This window comes from Levilactobacillus zymae, from assembly GCF_032190635.1.
Taxonomy (GTDB): Bacteria; Bacillota; Bacilli; order Lactobacillales; family Lactobacillaceae; genus Levilactobacillus; species Levilactobacillus zymae_A.
This window is the reverse complement of record NZ_JAVLAS010000001.1, coordinates 827,515-846,425: the sequence shown is the minus strand read 5'-3', so window position 1 is coordinate 846,425 and position 18,911 is coordinate 827,515. Positions and strand designations below refer to the sequence as shown.

15 protein-coding genes are annotated in these 18,911 nt (G+C 51.3%); 3 read left to right on the top strand and 12 right to left on the bottom strand.

Annotated features, from left to right (window positions below; genetic code table 11):
• Positions 1 to 133 precede the first annotated feature (133 nt).
• From RI501_RS03745 to RI501_RS03725, 5 genes are all read right to left on the bottom strand, one after another.
• Positions 134 to 385 carry a type B 50S ribosomal protein L31 gene (locus RI501_RS03745; protein ID WP_313820422.1) on the bottom strand — a complete coding sequence of 84 codons (252 nt, stop codon included), beginning with the start codon at positions 383 to 385 and terminating at the stop codon, positions 134 to 136.
• A gap of 102 nt (positions 386 to 487) precedes the next feature.
• A complete protein-coding gene (locus RI501_RS03740; RefSeq protein ID WP_313820421.1) occupies positions 488 to 1,777 on the bottom strand; it encodes a UDP-N-acetylglucosamine 1-carboxyvinyltransferase in 1,290 nt (429 codons plus the stop codon).
• Between the two features lie 425 nt (positions 1,778 to 2,202).
• Entirely contained in the window at positions 2,203 to 3,810 is a 1,608-nt protein-coding gene (locus RI501_RS03735) for a CTP synthase (protein ID WP_313820420.1), read from the bottom strand.
• A gap of 166 nt (positions 3,811 to 3,976) precedes the next feature.
• Positions 3,977 to 4,606, bottom strand: coding sequence for a DNA-directed RNA polymerase subunit delta (gene rpoE / locus RI501_RS03730; RefSeq protein ID WP_313820419.1), 630 nt, complete (start codon positions 4,604 to 4,606; stop codon positions 3,977 to 3,979).
• A 44-nt stretch (positions 4,607 to 4,650) separates the two neighbouring features.
• A complete protein-coding gene (locus tag RI501_RS03725; RefSeq protein ID WP_313820418.1) occupies positions 4,651 to 5,091 on the bottom strand; it encodes a YwiB family protein in 441 nt (146 codons plus the stop codon).
• Between the two features lie 261 nt (positions 5,092 to 5,352).
• On the opposite strand from RI501_RS03725, the gene RI501_RS03720 reads away from it, so the two are divergent.
• The 3 genes from RI501_RS03720 to RI501_RS03710 are packed head-to-tail and all read left to right on the top strand — an operon-like array spanning position 5,353 to position 8,248.
• A complete protein-coding gene (locus RI501_RS03720; RefSeq protein ID WP_313820417.1) occupies positions 5,353 to 6,183 on the top strand; it encodes a lipoate--protein ligase family protein in 831 nt (276 codons plus the stop codon).
• Positions 6,184 to 6,196: 13 nt separating this feature from the next.
• A complete protein-coding gene (locus RI501_RS03715; protein WP_313820416.1) occupies positions 6,197 to 7,561 on the top strand; it encodes an HD domain-containing protein in 1,365 nt (454 codons plus the stop codon).
• 3 nt (positions 7,562 to 7,564) lie between these two features.
• Complete coding sequence (locus RI501_RS03710; RefSeq protein WP_313820415.1) at positions 7,565 to 8,248, top strand: HAD-IIB family hydrolase; 684 nt, start codon at positions 7,565 to 7,567, stop codon at positions 8,246 to 8,248.
• Positions 8,249 to 8,709: 461 nt separating this feature from the next.
• On the opposite strand, the gene RI501_RS03705 is transcribed toward RI501_RS03710, so the two are convergent.
• From RI501_RS03705 to RI501_RS03675, 7 genes are all read right to left on the bottom strand, one after another.
• On the bottom strand, positions 8,710 to 11,169 hold the full coding sequence (locus RI501_RS03705) for a phosphoketolase family protein (RefSeq protein WP_313820414.1): 2,460 nt from the start codon (positions 11,167 to 11,169) through the stop codon (positions 8,710 to 8,712).
• Positions 11,170 to 11,605: 436 nt separating this feature from the next.
• Positions 11,606 to 12,334, bottom strand: a complete 729-nt coding sequence (locus RI501_RS03700) for a GntR family transcriptional regulator (RefSeq protein WP_313820413.1) — start codon at positions 12,332 to 12,334, stop codon at positions 11,606 to 11,608.
• Positions 12,335 to 12,559: 225 nt separating this feature from the next.
• The gene (locus RI501_RS03695; protein ID WP_313820412.1) at positions 12,560 to 12,913 is read right to left on the bottom strand and encodes a DUF3899 domain-containing protein; all 354 of its coding nucleotides are present in this window, start codon (positions 12,911 to 12,913) and stop codon (positions 12,560 to 12,562) included.
• Between the two features lie 401 nt (positions 12,914 to 13,314).
• Positions 13,315 to 14,295 carry a ribose-phosphate diphosphokinase gene (locus tag RI501_RS03690; RefSeq protein ID WP_313820411.1) on the bottom strand — a complete coding sequence of 327 codons (981 nt, stop codon included), beginning with the start codon at positions 14,293 to 14,295 and terminating at the stop codon, positions 13,315 to 13,317.
• 84 nt (positions 14,296 to 14,379) lie between these two features.
• On the bottom strand, positions 14,380 to 15,756 hold the full coding sequence (gene glmU / locus RI501_RS03685) for a bifunctional UDP-N-acetylglucosamine diphosphorylase/glucosamine-1-phosphate N-acetyltransferase GlmU (RefSeq protein ID WP_313820410.1): 1,377 nt from the start codon (positions 15,754 to 15,756) through the stop codon (positions 14,380 to 14,382).
• A gap of 12 nt (positions 15,757 to 15,768) precedes the next feature.
• Complete coding sequence (gene purR, locus RI501_RS03680; protein ID WP_313820409.1) at positions 15,769 to 16,608, bottom strand: pur operon repressor; 840 nt, start codon at positions 16,606 to 16,608, stop codon at positions 15,769 to 15,771.
• 353 nt (positions 16,609 to 16,961) lie between these two features.
• A complete protein-coding gene (locus RI501_RS03675) occupies positions 16,962 to 18,725 on the bottom strand; it encodes a thiamine pyrophosphate-binding protein (RefSeq protein WP_313820408.1) in 1,764 nt (587 codons plus the stop codon).
• Positions 18,726 to 18,911: the final 186 nt, after the last annotated feature.

The following is an 18,911-nucleotide window of genomic DNA, read 5'->3' as shown; positions in this document are numbered from 1 at the left end:
ATCGTTCCCTTGCCATTCAATTACGAGCCCCACGGAGCGTGGTGCCGGCCAAATCACAAGCTTGGTCGTCTGACTCACCATTTAGGCACAAAAAAGCCCCCCTGCCAGTGGCAGGAGGGCTTCAATACTTGCTTTAGTTGTTGGTAAGACCGTACTTCTTGTTGAAACGGTCGACCGCACCATCGGCTTGAGTAAACTTTTGCTTACCCGTGTAGAATGGGTGAGAATCGGAAGTGATTTCAACCCGGATCAATGGGTAAGTGTTACCGTCTTCCCATTCAATCGTTTCGTCAGACGTTGCCGTCGAACCGGACAAGAACTTGTAACCGGTTGAAGAGTCTTGGAAGACAACTTCCCGGTAATCTGGATGGATACCTTTTTTCATAATGTAATACGCTCCTTTTGCCCTAGCCCATTGACTGGACCAGAGATTGATTTTAATCGTCAACCGTCACATTATAGCATGAAACGGTAGTCTCAGCAATGCCTAATCTTGACCGTCTTCGACTAAAGTGGCTGCGCTTTGAATACTCACGTCGGCATTCAACGCCGTGAGTTTCTGCACGATGCGGTCATACCCCCGCAGAATGTTGTCGGCATTATCGATCACCGTGGTTCCCTGGGCCATCAGCCCGGCAATCACCAGCGACGCTCCCGCCCGGATTTCGCCGGCTTGGACCTCGCTGCCCACTAGGTGCGTGGACGGATCAACCACAATCATATCGTTTTCGGAGCGAATGTTGGCCCCCATCTTGCGCAATTCGGCGATGTGCTTGATGCGCTTAGGATAGATGGTATCGATGACCACACTGCTTCCCTTGGCGCACATCAACAGCGGCGTTAAGGGTTGTTGTAAATCGGTGGCAAACCCGGGGAACGGCATGGTTTTAACCTGAATCGGCTTTAAATTCTCCGAATGCGGCACAAAAATACTGTCCTCGTCGATCTCCAAATTCACACCCATTTCGATCATCTTGGCCGTAAAGGATTCCAAATGTTCCGGAATCACGTTTTTGACCACGACCCCGTCACCAACGGCGGCCGCCATGGACAAATAAGTCCCGGCTTCGATCCGATCGGGGATGATTGTGTGGGTGTTCATCGCCCGCAACGTGCTAACCCCTTCGATGCGAATCACGTCGGTACCGGCGCCCCGCACGTGGGCCCCCATATTGTTCAAGAACGTGGCAATATCAATAATCTCGGGTTCCTTCGCGGCGTTTTCAATTACCGTGGTTCCCTCGGCCTTAACCGCTGCCAAAATCGAATTAATGGTCGCGCCGACCGATACCACGTCCAAAAAGATCTGAGCGCCGTGTAAGCCGGCGGGGCCGGTGGTGATGTGGACGGTATTGTCCCGTTCACTAACCGCCGCGCCCAACGCCTTAAAGGCCTTGATGTGTTGGTCGATGGGCCGCGGCCCGATGTTGTCGCCACCGGGAAAGCTCAACGTCGCCCGTTGGAACCGGCCCAGTAATGAGCCCATGAAATAATACGATGCACGTAAACTCTTAATTGCTTTACTTGGTAATGGGGCCTCCACGATTTCCGTCGGGTCAATAGTCAGGACCCCGTCTTCAAACGTCGAGTGGACGTTCATGGATTTTAAAATCAGCATCAAGTTGTGCACATCCAGAATATCCGGAACCATATCAAAACGAACCGGCGTGTCCGCTAAAATTGCGGCCGGGATGAGTGCGACTGTGCTGTTTTTGGCGCCACCAATGGTAACCTCTCCGGTTAGGCGTTGGCCGCCATGAATTATCATTTTTTTCATCGTGATGCGATCCTCACTTAAACTTATCTCTCATAGATGACTCCATACAGTCAGCTATAATGATAAATAATGCGCGGCAAAAAGACAACCGTTTCCCGAGATTTCAGCAAAAATGTAATATTGGCAGGCCAAAAAGTCGGGCCGAAGCGGCTAAAAACCGGGTTGAAGCGGTTACACGCTCCGTTTAAGTTTCAAATTATGAGAAATCAATGATAACCCCGGTCGATCCCTTGTCGCCTTTTTCTCATTCGATTAGGGAGCTCAGCTGTTGCTAGTTCCACTTACTCCTACTATACCCCGACCGACCGTTGACCCCAACCGAAATAGGTCTCGTATGACCGGTCACTTACTTTAGACCAAAAATGCTCGGCAACCGACGTTAATCGTCAGTCTCCGAGCATTTTCCTTAGCTTATTCGCTTTAACTTAGTCTTGAACTTCCTTGCTGGCCGCCGCGATAAAGTCACGGAACAGACCTTCGGGACGGTTCGGCCGGGAGAGAAATTCTGGGTGGTATTGCGCCGCCACGAAGAACTTCTTTTCTGGCAATTCAATCACTTCTACCAGGTGATCGTCAGGTGACGTTCCGGAGAAGACCAGCCCCTTGGCCGCCATTTCGGCACGGTACTGGTTGTTAAATTCATAACGGTGACGGTGACGTTCCTGGATGATGTCCTGGTTGTCGTACGCCTTAGCCGCCACACTACCGGCCTTTAACTTGCAAGGGTACAGGCCCAACCGTTGCGTCCCGCCCATTTCGTGAACGTCGGCTTGGTCGGCCATCAGGTCAATGATCTTGTGTTGGGTGTCCGGATCCATTTCCGTGGAGTTCGCGTCCTTGTAACCCAGGACGTCCCGCGCAAATTCGATGCTGGCCACTTGCATCCCCAGGCAAATCCCCAAGAATGGCACGTCTTGTTCCCGGGCGTACCGAATAGCCGTAATCATGCCTTCGATCCCCCGATCGCCAAACCCACCGGGGACGATGATCCCGTCGGTGTCGCCCAGCAGGTCAGCCACGTTGTCCGCCGTAATCTTTTCGGCGTCAATCATGGTCAGATCAATCTTGGCATCCACCGGATAACCCGCGTGTTGTAAGGCTTCGTCGACAGAAATGTAGGCATCGTGCAAGGCCACGTATTTTCCGACTAAGGCAATCTTGATGGTCCGCTTCAGGTTCTGCATGTGATCGACCATCTTGGACCAAGCGTGCATATCAGCCTTCGGGGCGTCGACCTTGAAGTGGTCCAAGACCAGTTGGTCAAACCCTTGTTCCTGTAACCGCAACGGAATCGAGTAGATTGTTGGCACGTCCATGGATTCAACCACGGCCGACGGCTTCACATCACAGAACAACGCAATCTTTTGCCGCATGTCGTCGGTGATTGGCTTTTCCGTCCGCACCACTAAAATGTTCGGTTGAATCCCGATACTCCGGAGTTCTCGCACGGAGTGTTGCGTCGGCTTGGTCTTCATTTCGTGGGCCGCGTGTAAGTATGGCACCAACGTGGTGTGAATGTAGACCACGTTTTCGTCACCAACTTCGCTCTTCATCTGGCGAATAGCCTCCAAGAAGGGTTGAGACTCAATGTCCCCAACGGTCCCACCGATTTCGGTAATTACGAAATCGGCACCCAACGTCTTGCCGGCCCGCATAATCTTTTCTTTGATCATTCCGGTGATGTGGGGAATGACCTGTACCGTGGCCCCTAAGTAATCGCCCCGGCGTTCCTTTTCCAAAACTTCCGAATAAATCTTACCAGTCGTCACGTTGGAATACTTGTTCAGATTGTTATCAATGAACCGTTCATAATGACCTAAGTCTAAATCCGTTTCGGTCCCGTCATCGGTGACGAAGACTTCCCCGTGTTGATAAGGGTTCATCGTCCCGGGATCGACGTTAATGTAAGGATCAAATTTCTGAATGGTTACGTTCAGGCCCCGGTTTTTTAATAGCCGACCGAGAGAGGCTGCCACAATCCCCTTACCTAATGATGAAACCACGCCGCCAGTCACAAAAATATATTTGGTCATTGTCTAGCTCCTTGTAAGATTAATTTAGGGTCGCTCTGAAACTAATAAAAAGCTCCCTATTCGTTGGAATAGGGAGCTAACCGTTCAGTTGTCCTCACTACAAGTAGCAAGGAGCCCAAAAAACATAGTACCTGGTTTTAATGGCTAAGTCAAGCACGAGTCTCAATTACTTTTGTGAGTCGTCGTCTTCCTCGTCATCATCATCGGCTTCGTCGTCATCCGGGGCGTCCATCTGGGATAACTGATCTTCAATACCATCCGGAATATCTTCCGTATCGTCTTCTTCATCTTCGTTATCCAAGCCCAAGCCGTTTTGCAACTTACCTAAGTCCGGCGTACTGTTGCCACCCGTGGTGTCATCATCATCGTCATCGTCGTTAGCGTAAGTCGTGTCCGTATCATCTTCCGGATCGTCGTCATCGTAATCGATCACGTCGTCATCATCCGTGGTGTCGGCCAAAAAGGCGTTAACCTTCTTACGTTTCTTGCGCTTAGGTTGGTCCTCGTCTTCTTCGGCGTGGACCGTTGCTTCATCGATGGATTCAAACGGATACCAAGTTCGCAGTCCCCAAAGGTTATCACCCAGAGAAATGAAACTACCATCAACGTTTAAATCCGTATAGAATTGGGACAGCCGTTCCCGAATTTCTTTGTCGCTGTCGCCCAAGTACGTCTGTACGGCGTTTGCCAAGTCGGCAAAAGCCATCACGTCACCATGTTGTGACAAAATGGCGTGGGCAACCTCGATCATTGATAATTCCTTTTTGTTCTGGCCCTCAAAGACTTTTAATTCCAAACTGGTGCACGTCCTTTCCACAGTCTACGAAATATAATACTCGTTTACGCGGTAAAATGCAATCGAATCTTGTAGTTCCCCACTAATTGTTCGCCCGCGTAAAGGAGGTAGTCAATCTTGATGTTCCCACTGAAGGGCCGCTCCTTGAAATCGGCCTCCAGGTACGGGGTCACCGTCTCAATGGGCATGATCCCGTACGGCGTCCGGTAGCGGGCCGTGACCCGCTTACCACTGACAAAGTGCAGGCGTAACTCGGCCTCGGCGTTACGGGTTAGGTGAATCTCCCCGTTCGGGGTAAACTTCATGGTCACGGGGACCTGCTCGCCCGTCTCTTCGTTGGGTTCCAGGTAGCGCAAGTACATATTGGCGCCCACCTGAACCAATTGACCATCCACGTCTAAACTATAGTCCGACACGTCTTGGTCCTGCTTAATGTGGGTTTCCAAGTGAATCACGACTGGAACGCCCGCTGAAAGTTGATCCATTTCTCGGTCCTTCCTTTCCATGAGTCATATCAAGCCTAATTATAGTCCATTCAAGGGTAAAAACCTACATATTCTATTTCTCAATTTTAAGACCCGTTGCCGCTCATTCAAGCGACTAGCCGGTACCAGACCGCTCGTGAGCAGTGGACGCCGCTTTCATCTGACTGAAAGCCCTTAGACCGTTCCGCCAACCTGACGTCCCGCCCAAAATCTAGTATAATGAAACGATAAGAACTTTTTCAGGAAAGAAGGCCGGTTTGCATGCAACCCTTGACGTTTTCAAGTGATTCCCTGCAAACACTCGATACTCCCATTCCCGCCAATCAAAAAAATCTAGCGTTTGGGTACACCAACGCGCTGCTAGACCTGGTGGCGGAACTGGGCCAACCCATTCTGCACTTCTGGGAAATGACGCCCACGGTCATCTTGGGACTGAAGGATAAACGTCTCCCCGACCTCCCTGCCGCTGTTCGCGCCGTTCAGGGTCACGGGTACAACTGGGTCCTGCGGAACTCCGGGGGGCTCGCCGTGGTGGCCGACGCGGGCATTTTAAACGTCTCGCTGTTCAGCCCCTTAACCACACCGCCCCTCAGTGTGGATGCCGCCTACGAGCAAATGCTGGCGCTGGTCCGCCAAGCCTGGCCGGAATTGACCATTGAACACTTCGAGGTCACCCACTCCTACTGTCCGGGCGACTACGATTTAAGTGTCAACGGACAAAAAATTGCGGGGTTGTCCCAACGACGCAATCCCCATGCCCTGGTCACCATGCTGTATCTCAGCGTCAACGGGGATCAGCCCAGCCGCGGCCGGCTCATTCGTGACTTCTATCACGCCGGACTAGCAGGGAAACCCAATCAATGGGACTTTCCCGACGTTGATCCGGCCGTGATGACCACCACGGCGGCGCTCCTCAATCAACCGAGCACCCTCGCCGCCGCCCGCCAACGTTTGGTCACCGCCTGTCAGGCGACTGGCGTCCGGGTCGGTCAGGCCAAATTAGCCAGTCTCATGACCCAGCCCCGGTTCACCACGGCGCTGGCCCACGCCACCGCTCAGATGGCCCGCCGTCAACCCAATTTAACCCAATAAGGAGGTTCTTTCGTTGTCCTACGCAACCGCACGTCTACCCCACGAGAAAGTGCTTCGCGATCCCGTGCATAACTATATCTATGTCCGTCATCAGGTCATCTTAGACCTCATTAACACCCGCGAGTTTCAACGACTCCGCCGCATTAAGCAGTTGGGGACCGCTTCTCTGGTCTTCCACGGTGCCGAGCACACGCGCTTTGCGCACTGCTTGGGGGTCTACGAAATTACCCGCCAAATCTGCGATAATTTTCAACGGAACTACCCAACTAAAACGCCGGGAGATGGCGGTTGGGATGATCACGAACGACTCACGGCCCTGTGTGCCGCGTTGCTCCACGACATCGGCCACGGTCCATATTCCCACACCTTTGAGCATATCTTTCACACCGACCACGAAGCCATCACGGCGGAGATTTTAACCTCGCCAACCACGGAGGTTAATCAGGTGTTGCGGCAGGTCAGTCCCACCTTCCCCGCCGAAGTCGCTAGCGTGATTCAAAAAACCTACCCGAATCCGCAGGTGGTTCAGATGATTTCCAGTCAAATCGATGCCGATCGGATGGACTACCTGTTACGGGATGCCTACTATACTGGCACACAATACGGCACCTTCGACCTGACGCGGATTCTACGCGTGATGCGCCCCTACAAGGGCGGAATTGCCTTTGCCATGAACGGCATGCACGCGGTCGAAGACTACGTGATGAGCCGCTTTCAGATGTACCAACAAATCTACTTCCACCCGGTTTCTCGGGCGATGGAAGTCATCTTGGATCACCTACTGGCGCGGGCCAACTACCTCTATCAAAACGGTAAGAGCGACGAAAGCTTCATTCCCCACCTCTTACTGCCCTTCTTTAACCACGAATTCGACCTCCAGGACTACCTGTACCTCGACGACGGCGTGTTGACCACCTACTTCACTCATTGGCGCCAATCGCCCGACGACATCTTGGCCGACCTGGCCCACCGCTTCTTGGATCGCAAGCCGTTGAAGAGTGCCGTTTACACCGCTAACACCCGGGAACTACTGACGCCATTACGGCAAATGATTGCCTCGGTCGGGTTTAACACCGACTATTACACCGCTACGGATAACAGTTATGATTTACCCTACGACGACGCCTACGACCCTAAGATGTCTCACCCGTTAACCCAAATCGAGATCCAACAACCCGATGGTTCCTTACTAGAACTATCGACGGTTTCGGATCTGGTCAACGCCTTACGCGGGAAGTTCACCGGCGATCAACGCTTCTTCTTCCCGAAAGAGATGTTAAACCCCGGTGACGACGCGCCCGACCTGTTCCAACCAATCTACGATGACTTTAGTCGCTACATTCAAAACAACCAACTCATCCAACCTAAGGAGTCTTAATTCATGTCTATTAAATTAATCGCCATCGATATCGACGGCACCCTATTAAACGAAAAGAACGAACTCGCTCCCGCCACCATCGACGCCGTCAAAGCCGCTTCCGCCCAAGGCATCAAGGTCGTCTTGTGCAGTGGCCGGCCCCTCACTGGCGTGGCCCCTTACATTCAGGAGCTCGGCATTAGTGGCGATGATCAGTACGCCGTAACCTATAACGGGGCGGTTGCTCAGACCGTTTCCGGTAAGGTCTTAATCAACCACGCGTTGAGTTTTAACGATTACATCGACTTAGAAGCCCTATCCCGGAAGCTTCAGGTCAGCTTCCAAATTGAAACGCCAGATTATATCTACACGGCCAACAAGGACATCAACCCCTACACCATCTTTGAAAGCAACCTGGTCAAGATGTTGATTCGTTACCGTTCCGTAGGTGAGATGCCCCGTGACGTGACCGTCTCCAAAGCCATGTTCGTTGATTCACCGGCCAACATCGATCGCATTAAGCCGTTGATTCCACAAGACTTCCACGACAAGTACTACGTGGTTCAAAGTACCCCCTTCTTTATCGAAGTCATGAACAAGGAAGCCAGCAAGGGGAACGCTTTACGCGGATTAGCCGCCGATGCGGTAACTTTGACCAACGCCGAAGATGGGGTGGCCGCCGCTATTCGGAAATACGCTTTAAAGTAACCTCGGTACCCAAAAACAGGTTTGAGCAGTCCAACTGGATTGCTCAAACCTGTTTTGATTTGCTCGCATCATGCGGGGATGCGGGCTGAGTCAAGAGACGGTAGGCATACCGCCCCACTACAACAACCAGTGCCAACGTCCCATTGATGACCAGCCAATGAGGCATGGTCTCTTGATGGTCTTCTAGGAAAAAGCACAGCCCCATCAGCCCGACGACCAGCACTAGATTGAGGTTACACCAACGTTTCATGAAAATTCGCCGCCAAATCTATGTCTAAATTTAAACGCTAAATCCAGCTATAGTCTATCACAGAAATGGTTAGTCCGCCGCAAAACGTCACCAACTCTACCCTTTTCCCCTACGATACCTCGCTTGATTCACCATTACGCCATCAAAAAAGCCCGCCAACCGAAGTCTGCGGGCCTTTTCTTTGGATTCAAGTTAATTGGTCAGAGAAGAATTACTTCTTCAGTGGCGTCCATTGCCACTTCGTGAATTCTTCGATATCGTGACCTTCGTCACGGGTAACCTTAAAGTGCTTAGCCAAGATTTCATCCATCTTAGCATCGAAGGCCTTAGCGGCAGCTTCGTCAATCACACCCTTGTTAACCAAGACGCTAACGGCGTCCTTAGCTTGGTGGAACCGGTCAAGTTCGGAGTAAACCCGCATGTCGTAAGCGGTGGTGATATCACCATCTTCACGGTAACCATGCACGTGTAAGCCTAAGTGTTGACGTTCGTAGAACATGGATTCGATCAAGTCTTCGTAACCGTGGAAGCCAAAGACAACTGGCGTCCCGGATTCACCGAATAATGAGCTGAACTTGTCATCAGACAAGGCCCGTTCTGCGTTCAATTGACCGTTCTTGTTTTGTAAACGACCTAATTCAACCACGTTGACGTAACGCATCTTAACGGCTGGGAAGGCATCGTTGATCAAGTGAAGAGCAGCCAAGGTTTCGATGGTTGGTTCTACACCGGCAGAAGCAAAGACGATATCAGCATCTTCGCCTTCGGCCACCGTAGAAGCCCAGTCGATTGCCTTGATTCCTTCAGTTGCCAATTCTTCAGCTTCATCAATGGAGAACCATTGTTGACGAGGTTGCTTGGAAGCAACGATGTGGTTAACCTTTTGACGGTCCTTGAAGGCCCGGTCAAAGACGGCTAACAAGCTGTTCCCATCGGCTGGCAGGTATTGGCGAACGAAGTCAGACTTCTTTTCAGCCAAGTGAGTTAAGATACCTGGATCTTGGTGGGTGTAACCGTTGTGGTCTTGTTGGAACACAGTGGAAGTGGAGATCAGGTTCAATGATGGGTAATCATTGCGCCAGTCTTCAGCAGCCGCTTGGCGGATCCACTTGAAGTGCTGAGTGATCATGGAGTCAACAACGCGCAAGAATGATTCGTAAGAAGTGAAGACCCCTTGACGACCAGTCAGCGTGTAGGCTTCTAACCAACCTTCAGCTTGGTGTTCAGATAATTGGGCATCCAAGATCCGACCTTCTGGGGCTTCGTATTGGTCATTTGGTTCCTTGACCGGACTTTCCCATTGACGGTTGGTAATCTTGAACATTTCCCAAAGACGGTTGGACATGGTTTCGTCAGGGCCAAAGATCCGGAATGAAGATGGGTTCTTGGTAGCCACACCGGCGAAGAACGTTGATAAGACGTTCATATCCATGTTCCGGTTGCCGTCTGGTAAGTTCGTCCCACGGTTGCTTTCGTTGATGTCGTTAGCGTAAGACTTCCAGTCAGGTAAGTCTAATAATTCTGGCTTTTCGCCACGCGCACGGCCACCGTTAGCTAATGGGTTAGCAGCCATTCGCTTGTCACCCTTAGGGGCAAAGTCAGCGACTTCGGCCTTCAAAGTCCCATCCGTGTTGAATAATTCTTCTGGCTTGTATGAGTTCATCCAAGCTTCGAATTCTGGTAATTCGTCGAAGTTGTTTTGGGATAAACCAAGCGGAACTTGGTGAGCACGGAAGGAGTTTTCGATTGGTTCGCCGGCTGGGTTGTGCGTAGGACCGCCCCAACCCTTTGGCAAACGAGCCAGAACAACTGGCCATGGTGCAATCGTACCATCTTCGTACTTGCCGTTTTCACGCGCATCCTTTTGGATTTGCTTGATGTCAGCAATAGCTTGGTCAAAGACTGCAGCAGCCTTTTCGTGGTAAGCCATGTAGTCATGGATATCATCGTTTTCGATGAATCGAGGTGACCAGCCTAACCCTTCGAAGAACTTCGTCAAGTGTTCGTCGTCCATCCGAGAGAACAGGGTTGGGTTAGAAATCTTGAAGCCGTTTAAGTCCAGGATTGGTAAAACAGCACCGTCGTTCTTCGGGTTCAAGAACTTGATGGAGTTCCACGCCGTCATAGCTGGACCAGTTTCAACTTCCCCATCACCAACTACCGTGAAGGCAATTTGGTCTGGGTTATCTAAAACGGCACCAGTAGCGTGAGAGAGTGAGTAACCTAATTCCCCACCTTCGTGAAGGGAACCTGGGGTTTGGGCAGTCATGTGAGAGCCAATACCACCTGGGAAGGAGAACCGCTTGTATAAACGGGACATCCCTTCAAGGTCTTGGGTGATTTCTGGGAAGGCGTCAGTGTAAGTTCCGTCCAAGTAAGAGTTCGTCACCATTACTTGACCACCGTGACCAGGGCCACCGATGTAGAACATGTTCAAGCCGTACTTGTTGATCAGACGGTTAGCGTGCGCGTACAGGAACGTTTGTCCTGAGATCGTACCCCAGTGTCCAATAGGCTTAACCTTAACGTCATCCTTTTGGATTGGTGTGTTAGTAACTGAGAACAGTGGGTTGCTCTTAAGGAAAATCATCCCACCGGAGAGATAAGTCGTTGCGCGCCACCAGGCGTCAACTTTTTCCAAGTAAGACTTGGAATCGAAATCTACTGCCATGAATTTACACTCCTTCGTCTGCTAGTTAACATCATATCGTCATGTTATCCGTAAATCACATAACTTCTAATTTACATTCTTTTATCATACGGAATTTTTCAGAAAAGTCAACTACTTTGTAAATTGATACGGTCCAATTTTAAATGATGGTGGCCCCCATTCAAAATGCGTGTCACCCCGCATGGCCGCGCAAAACGGCCAGCCGACGCTAACCAGCGTCCGTCAATTTTATCAAAAACGTTCCCAATGGGCGCCCAATTTTCGGGGTTGTCCCTCACCAATTTTTAATTTAGCGGGCGCCGCTCATGGTTTACAGTATATTTATACCACAAGGCCTTCCAGAAACCTCAAATGAGCGCTTAGAATTATTTTCATCACGCAATAAATCACGTTATTTTAATAAAAAAAGAAGCCCCACCGAGCTTCTTGACGTGACCTAATCTTCGTTTAAGTCGACAAAGGTACCGTATTTTAAATATTGATAATGCAGATGCATACTCGACACTTCGAAGGGCGTCCCGTCGTCCATGAAGAAGATGCCCTCCATCACACCGACGGGCTCCGTCTCACTGAGGTTCAGCAACTGCTGGTCCTCACTGCTGGACGGTTGGGCGCGGATGGATAAAAATGATTTCGTCACAGACTGCCCCTGGGTCTCCTGCAGGTAATTAAAAATCGAGCTCTGGACCACCTCGGGGCTCAAGGTCGGTAAGATTTTGATGGGAATGTAGCCCGTTTCGATGATCACCGGCTGCGCATTGAACAGCCGGAGACGCTTGATACGGTAGACAAACTCCGCTTCTTTGAGAAACAGTTCCTGCTGAATCTCCGGACTTGCTGGAATCACCCGGTAATCCAGTAAACGACTTTGGGGTTGCTCACCGGCCACCTGAAAGCTATCCGTGATGCCCAGATTTTTTCCTTCATAGCGAAAAGCCGACTGATCCTTGAGGTACAACGGGTTAATAAACGTCCCCGAGCCCCGCTTCTTGAAGACGATGCCCTGGTCTACCAGCACACTCATCGCGCGCTTAATCGTACTGCGGCTTACCTGGTAACTTTCACTCAGACGACGTTCGTCCGGTAATTTTTTGGTCGTGAATTCCCCACGACGAATTCGTTTTTTCAAATCATGCATCACATTTCGATAAACTAAATCTGGCATCCGTTACTCTCCTCAGGGCTTTGCGTCAATTTCCATCCCGATAGTATACCAGAGTTTAGGGTCCCAGAACATCTTTTCTTGGGCAACGGGGCCGCGGGAAGTTACTCCAGCCCCCCACGAATTTTTCGTTAAGTCCCGCTACCATACCGCTTGGCTTGAATTTCACTGTGATCATGGTAGACTGCGCGGCGCAAAAAAAGCGCTCCGCCTAGGACCGCTTCTTCACTAAACTAGGGTTAAAATAATTCCGACAATAATTAGACCAAAGCCGGCTAAAAAACTAAACCGGGCGCCGGGAGAAACCCGAATCGGCGAATTTTTCACCGTAGCGACGTCGTGTACGTCGACCTTTTCACCAGGTAAGGGATCCTGGCCTTTCTTCCGTCGGTGTCGCCACCCCGTAAATAGGTGGCCGCGGGCCAGCACCAGTACGGCGCCCACCACGACTAACGCCAATCCCAGCATGAACAGCAGGTTACCAATCACCATGAGTTGCATCCCTAAAACGTGAGCAACTAGGCTAACCAGTACGCTGGCGCCAATCACGCCGGTTCCCCAGCGTGGCCAATTTTGTTGCATGCCGACCGTCTCCTTTTTGAGAAAAAGAGCTTGGGAACGGGCCCCAAACTCCTTTTTTAGTTGATTTTTGAAATGTTTTTGGTGCTGAGAACTAGGGGGCGCCGCTTAACCCCGATAACGGATTTATTCCCAAAAGCTAGGGTAAATTTCGTTGTCGATATCTGCGGCCACCGAAACGTGCTTACCAGGGGCAACGGGTTCCGCTTAATTCCGATAACGGGTTCATCCCCAAAGACCGGGGATAAATTTCGCTATCGTTATCTGCGGCCGCCGAAACTTGCTCCTGACGGGCAGCCGGTTCCGCTTAACCCCGATTAGCCAATTATCCAAACCCAGGATAATCGGCTAATCGACGTTAATGCTCACCAGCTAAACGCCCTTCGTCGCACTCTGTCGCACTCTTACTGTTCTCTACTACGGAACCGGTTCTTAAACAATGGACTGACCGGCCGGTTTTCGTTGATCCGCTTGATGGCTTGCCCAATCAGGGGACCGACCGAAATCTGTTCAATTTTTTCAATTTGCTTGTCTGCAGTTAATTGGATGGAATCCGTGACCACTAACTTCTTGATTGGCGACTGCTTAATCCGCTCAATCGCCGGACCCGACAGAACCGGGTGGGTACAACTAGCGTACACTTCCATTGCGCCGGCTTCCATTAAGGCCTTCGACCCTAACGTAATCGTCCCGGCCGTATCAATCATGTCGTCAATCATGATGCACCGCTTACCCTTGACGTCTCCAATGATATTCATGATTTCAGCCACATTGGCCCGTGGCCGCCGCTTGTCGATAATCGCAATTGGGGCCTTCAAAAATTCTGCCAAGGCCCGCGCTCTAGTCACCCCACCATGGTCGGGTGAAACCACGACGGCATTTTCGGCCAACCCGTTGCGCAAGAAGTAGTCCGCCAATAATGGCGCACCCATCAAATGATCCACGGGCACATCGAAGAACCCTTGAATCTGTGCTGCGTGTAAGTCGAGTGCTAAGACCCGCGTCACGCCAGCCGTTTGCAACATATTAGCGACCAACTTAGCCGTAATGGGTTCGCGAGACCGGGCTTTCCGGTCTTGCCGCGCGTAACCGTAGTACGGAATGACCACGTTGATGGTGGCCGCACTGGCCCGCCGTAAGGCATCAATCATGATCAACAGTTCCATTAAGTTGTCATTTACCGGTGCCGACGTCGATTGAATCACGTAAACGTGGCATCCCCGGACACTTTGTTCAATGTTGATGCGAATTTCACCATCACTAAACCGGTCCACAGAAGTTTTCCCTAATTCGACACCCACTTCGTTAGCGATTTTTTGAGCCAACGGTTTGTTCGAATTTAACGCAAAAATCTTTAATTTAGGATCGAAATATTGCGTAGCCATAATTTCCTCCAATAGCAAAAGCTGCCTGAATTACTACCATAATTTTAGGTTATCCCGCGTGAAAACACAAGATTTCCTCCCGGGTTATTCGCCGCGGTATGGAAGTTTTTGATAATAGTTCGGTTTGTTGGTTTGCCGTTGCCGGGCAATCGCCATATCGTACTGGTTCACGGCGTCGGTAATCGTGGACCCCGCCGCGATAAAACTGTGATCTGCCACGTCTAACGGCGCAACCAGGTTGGAGTTCGACCCGATGAAGGCGTCGTCTCCCACAACCGTTTCGTGCTTGTTCTTGCCATCGTAGTTGACAAAGACCACGCCGCAACCCACGTTGATATGCTTTCCTAATTTGGCATTGCCCACGTAGGTCAAATGACCAACCTTGGTGCCTTCGCCAATCGTGGCCTTCTTGACTTCCACAAAGTTTCCGAGGTGAACCTTCGGGCCGATGTGGGATTCTGGCCGCAAATGACTGTTCGGGCCAATGTTCGACCCACTGGCCATATCGGAATCTTCCAGTAACGAGGACGTGACCGTGACGTGGTCGGCTAACGTGGCGTTACGTAGTTCGGAGTGCGCCCCAATGTAACAGTCATCACCAATGACCGTCTTCCCCTTTAATAAGACCCCGGGCTCGATGATCGTGTCGGCACCAATCTTCACGCCGGCATCGATGTAGGTGGTTTCTGGATCAATCAACGTGACCCCGTCCTGCATGTGGTGCTTGTTGATCCGTTCACGCATGATTTTGGTAGCAGCAGCTAAGGCCACGCGGTCGTTAACCCCCATGGATTCATCGAAATTACTCATCCGGTAGGCACCAACGATGTCCCCTTGTTGCTTCAAGATTTCGATGACGTCGGTCAGGTAATATTCCCCCTGAGCGTTGTCGTTCGAGATTTCGTGCAAGGCCTTGAAAAGCTTTTGGTTATCGAACACGTAAACTCCGGTATTAATTTCGTGGATTTCTTGTTCTTCGGAATTAGCATCCTTTTGTTCCACAATCTTTTCCACAATGCCAATGTTGTTCCGCACAATCCGACCGTAACCAGTTGGGTCCGGGGCCTTCGACGTTAAAATCGTGGCCGCGGCATGCTTGGCTTCGTGGTAGGCAAATAAGTCTTCAAACGTCTGGGCTTGGAATAACGGCGTATCCCCACTGACGATCAGGGTGGTCCCCTCTTCATCCTTTAAGATGGGTTCCGTCTGTAAGACCGCGTGGCCCGTTCCCAATTGCTTGGCCTGTAAGACGTACTGCGTCCGGTCACCTAACGTGGCTTTAACCTCGTCGGCACCGTAGCCCACGACCGTGACCACCTGGTCCATGTTGGTCTTTTCCACTTGGGTCAGCACGTGATCGACCATGGCTTTCCCGCAAACGCGATGCAAGACCTTATACAACTTCGACTTCATCCGGGTCCCCTTGCCGGCTGCCAGAATGATTGTATTTCTCGTACTCATGTCTACTATCTCCTATTTTTGTGGATTATTTTCTTCGCCAAAGATCTGCGTGAGGTAGTTCCCCGGTGTGACGCGAATTTCATCATCTTGTGTTTGAACCTTAACCAACGACGTGTACTTCGAAACCGGCCGTTGCCCGTCAAAGTCGCCTTCCGCAAACACGGCCACGCCAGCCAGTTGGGAATCGAACTCATCGACTAAGGACCGCAGTCCCCCGACCGTGCCGCCGCCCTTCATGTAGTCGTCGACGATTAGAACGCGCGAGCCGGGTTTGACACTCCGTTTGGATAACGCCATGCGTTCGATGCGCTTGGTTGACCCCGACACGTAGTTGACACTGACCGTGGAGCCTTCCGTAATCTGCGAATCGTGACGCACAATCACGAACGGGACGTTCAAGTAGTTAGCCACGCTTTGGGCCAACGGAATTCCTTTGGTAGCGACCGTGACAACCACGTCAACGGTTTGATTCAGGTATTGGGTGGCGAGAATCAGCCCAATTTGCCGTAAGGCGGCTGGCCGACCTAAGATGTCGGACATGTAAACGTAGCCCCCGGGTAAATACCGGTCGGCAGCGGATAACTCATCAATCATGTCGCCCACGAACTGTTCGGCCTCTTCCCGTAAAATGTAGGGGATGAACCGAGCGCCCCCAGCCGCACCAGGAACCGTTTCGAGTAGACCAGTTCCCCGCATCTGAAAGGTCCGCTTCAGAATCGTTAAATCTTCACTGATGGAAGACTTCGCCGATTCATAACGCGACGCAAAAAACGTCAGGGATACAAGTTGATGCGGACGTTCCAATAAATAGCGGGTCATATCGACCAACCGGTCACTTCTTCTGACTTTCAACCTATTCACCTCAATTGTTTTCTTTCGGACTAATTGTATGCTTCATTTTAGCATAAATGTTCGGGTTTTTCGTGACATTTCCGTGAGAAAACCAACTTTATGACAGAACTTAGTGGAACTTTTGGTTAAGCCCGAACACCATTCCCCGCTTACCGGCGCAAATGGTAGCGCTTTGCTTAAATATAAAATATTTTATCTTACGGGTTCCCCAATTCACCGTTCCTAGCGCTCCTGGGTCAAGCACCGCGGACTGTGGGGGGGCCACCCCTAGCTAACAAACCAAAAACTGATCCCCAACGTGATCAAACCAGCGTAGGAATCAGTTCATTCAAATTAATGTTTAAATTTTAAGCTTACAGATTATCGCCCTTGGCCCGTAAAAGTTCACCTAACGCAGGTTGTTGGGTCAAATCAATCTGGTTCTTCTTAGCGTAGGCGTCCACGGCGTCTTGCCCGTAAAGCTTAGGGTCCAGTGGCATGAAGGCCGTTTCGATCGGATCGTCGTCCTTGATGATGGCGTTGACCACGATTGGCTTGGTATTGCCGTTAGCCTGGAGGTCCTGAATCTTGTTAAAGACGTTTTCGACGTCGACCTTGTTGGCGACCGTAAAGCCGATCCCACCGAGGCCTTCGGCGACCTTCGCCCAGTCGGCTTCCGTTAAGTCTACCCCATACAGGTGTTGGCCGGTCGTCACTTGTTCGTTATAGATGAACCCAAACCGGTTGTTGGTAAAGACCACGTTAATCACAGGTAATTGGTAACGGGCTTCGGTAATTAAGTCCGGCGCCACCATGGCAAAGCCGCCGTCACCGGAGAACGACCAGGCTTGCGCCCCCTTGTCGGCGTTCAACGCCCCGGCCAATCCAGCTGGTAAGCCGTAACCCATCGTGGCAAAGAGTCCGGACAAAGCGAACCGTTGCTGCTGATCCATCGGTAAGCCCCGAACGGCCCACTCGGACACGTTCCCGGTATCGACCCCGTAGATATCCTGAGGACCGACCATCGAAGCCACCTTGCGCATCACGGTTTCGGGAGCCAACCCGGCGCTATCGTCTTGCGCCAATTGGGTCAAGTAGGCGTCCCAATTTTGCTTATTCTGCCGGTTAGCCGTCAGCCAATCCGTGACTGGTAAGGTTTCGCCCGTCGCAATCATGGCCTGCAAGAACTGCTTAGCGTCACTCAGGACGGCAACGTCCACCGGCACCATCTTGCCAATATCAAAGGAATTATCGTTAACCTGAACAATCTTGATATTCTTCGGCCAGAATTGTGCGAACGGGAACTCGGACCCTAAGAAGAGAATCAGATCGGTGTGTTGGAGGGCTTCGAAACCGGACTTGGACCCCAACCGACCAAACGTCCCGATGGCGTTGGGGTGATCGGTCGGAATCACGCCGGTCGCCGGCACCGTGTTTAAGACCGGTAGATTGAACTGTTCGCTAAACTTCACCAGTTCGGCGCGGGCGTTCAGTAAGCCCCGTCCCGCGTAAACCAGTGGGTGCTTAGCGGCCTTCAACAGTTTCAACGTTTCGGTTACGGCCTGAGGATCGATCACCTGTTTAAAGGAGTCAACCACCACGTTCGGCGTCTTGACCGGCTCATAATCGATCTCCTTAGCCGACAGGTCTTCAGGAATGATGACCACGGCCGGTCCCTTTTGGCGGTAAGCTTCGCGAATCGCTTGATTGACCACGTAAGGTAGCTGTTCGGCCGTAGTCACCGTCCGGTTATAGACGGCGACGTCACTAAACATCGGCGTTTCGTCCATTTCTTGGAAGTAGTTGGTATTCATCGTCGGCTGTGGAACCTGCCCCACTAAAGCTAAAACGGGAACGTGATCCATCTTGGCGTCATATAAACCGTTGAATAAGTGCGTGGCCCCGGGGCCGGCTGAACCAAAGGAAACCCCGACCTTCCCGGTGTACTTAGCGTCGGCCGCGGCAGCTAAAGCGCCCACCTCTTCGTGACGCACCTGGATGTACTTGACCTGATCTTGTTCGAGATACAAGCCCTCCACGGTATGGTTAATGGAACCTCCGGGAATCCCGTACACGTGGTCCACACCCCAAGCCGCTAACACTTTAACCAATGCTTGTCCTGCAATCATCTTTGTCATGTTAATCGCACTCCTTACCAAGATAGCGCCACGCCTTCAGTCGAACTGGTTTAGACGCTGAATTAAGTTTACGAGGTCATCATACCGGTTTCTGTTCGCAATTACCAGTAATGTTACTTACTTTTTGTAAGTTATTAGTTTCACAGCTAATGAAAACGCTCAACCATCGGCACTAATCCGTATGGT

What these genes read in the sequence shown, in the direction of transcription:
- RI501_RS03745 (WP_313820422.1), bottom strand. Translation starts at nt 385, where the DNA reads ATGAAAAAAGGTATCCATCCAGATTACCGGGAAGTTGTCTTCCAAGAC.
- glmU (WP_313820410.1), bottom strand. Translation starts at nt 15,756, where the DNA reads ATGAGTACGAGAAATACAATCATTCTGGCAGCCGGCAAGGGGACCCGG.
- RI501_RS03725 (WP_313820418.1), bottom strand. Translation starts at nt 5,091, where the DNA reads ATGGATCAACTTTCAGCGGGCGTTCCAGTCGTGATTCACTTGGAAACC.
- RI501_RS03675 (WP_313820408.1), bottom strand. Translation starts at nt 18,725, where the DNA reads ATGACAAAGATGATTGCAGGACAAGCATTGGTTAAAGTGTTAGCGGCT.
- RI501_RS03740 (WP_313820421.1), bottom strand. Translation starts at nt 1,777, where the DNA reads ATGAAAAAAATGATAATTCATGGCGGCCAACGCCTAACCGGAGAGGTT.
- RI501_RS03700 (WP_313820413.1), bottom strand. Translation starts at nt 12,334, where the DNA reads ATGCCAGATTTAGTTTATCGAAATGTGATGCATGATTTGAAAAAACGA.
- RI501_RS03710 (WP_313820415.1), top strand. Translation starts at nt 7,565, where the DNA reads ATGTCTATTAAATTAATCGCCATCGATATCGACGGCACCCTATTAAAC.
- RI501_RS03720 (WP_313820417.1), top strand. Translation starts at nt 5,353, where the DNA reads ATGCAACCCTTGACGTTTTCAAGTGATTCCCTGCAAACACTCGATACT.
- RI501_RS03690 (WP_313820411.1), bottom strand. Translation starts at nt 14,295, where the DNA reads ATGGCTACGCAATATTTCGATCCTAAATTAAAGATTTTTGCGTTAAAT.
- RI501_RS03705 (WP_313820414.1), bottom strand. Translation starts at nt 11,169, where the DNA reads ATGGCAGTAGATTTCGATTCCAAGTCTTACTTGGAAAAAGTTGACGCC.
- RI501_RS03735 (WP_313820420.1), bottom strand. Translation starts at nt 3,810, where the DNA reads ATGACCAAATATATTTTTGTGACTGGCGGCGTGGTTTCATCATTAGGT.
- RI501_RS03695 (WP_313820412.1), bottom strand. Translation starts at nt 12,913, where the DNA reads ATGCAACAAAATTGGCCACGCTGGGGAACCGGCGTGATTGGCGCCAGC.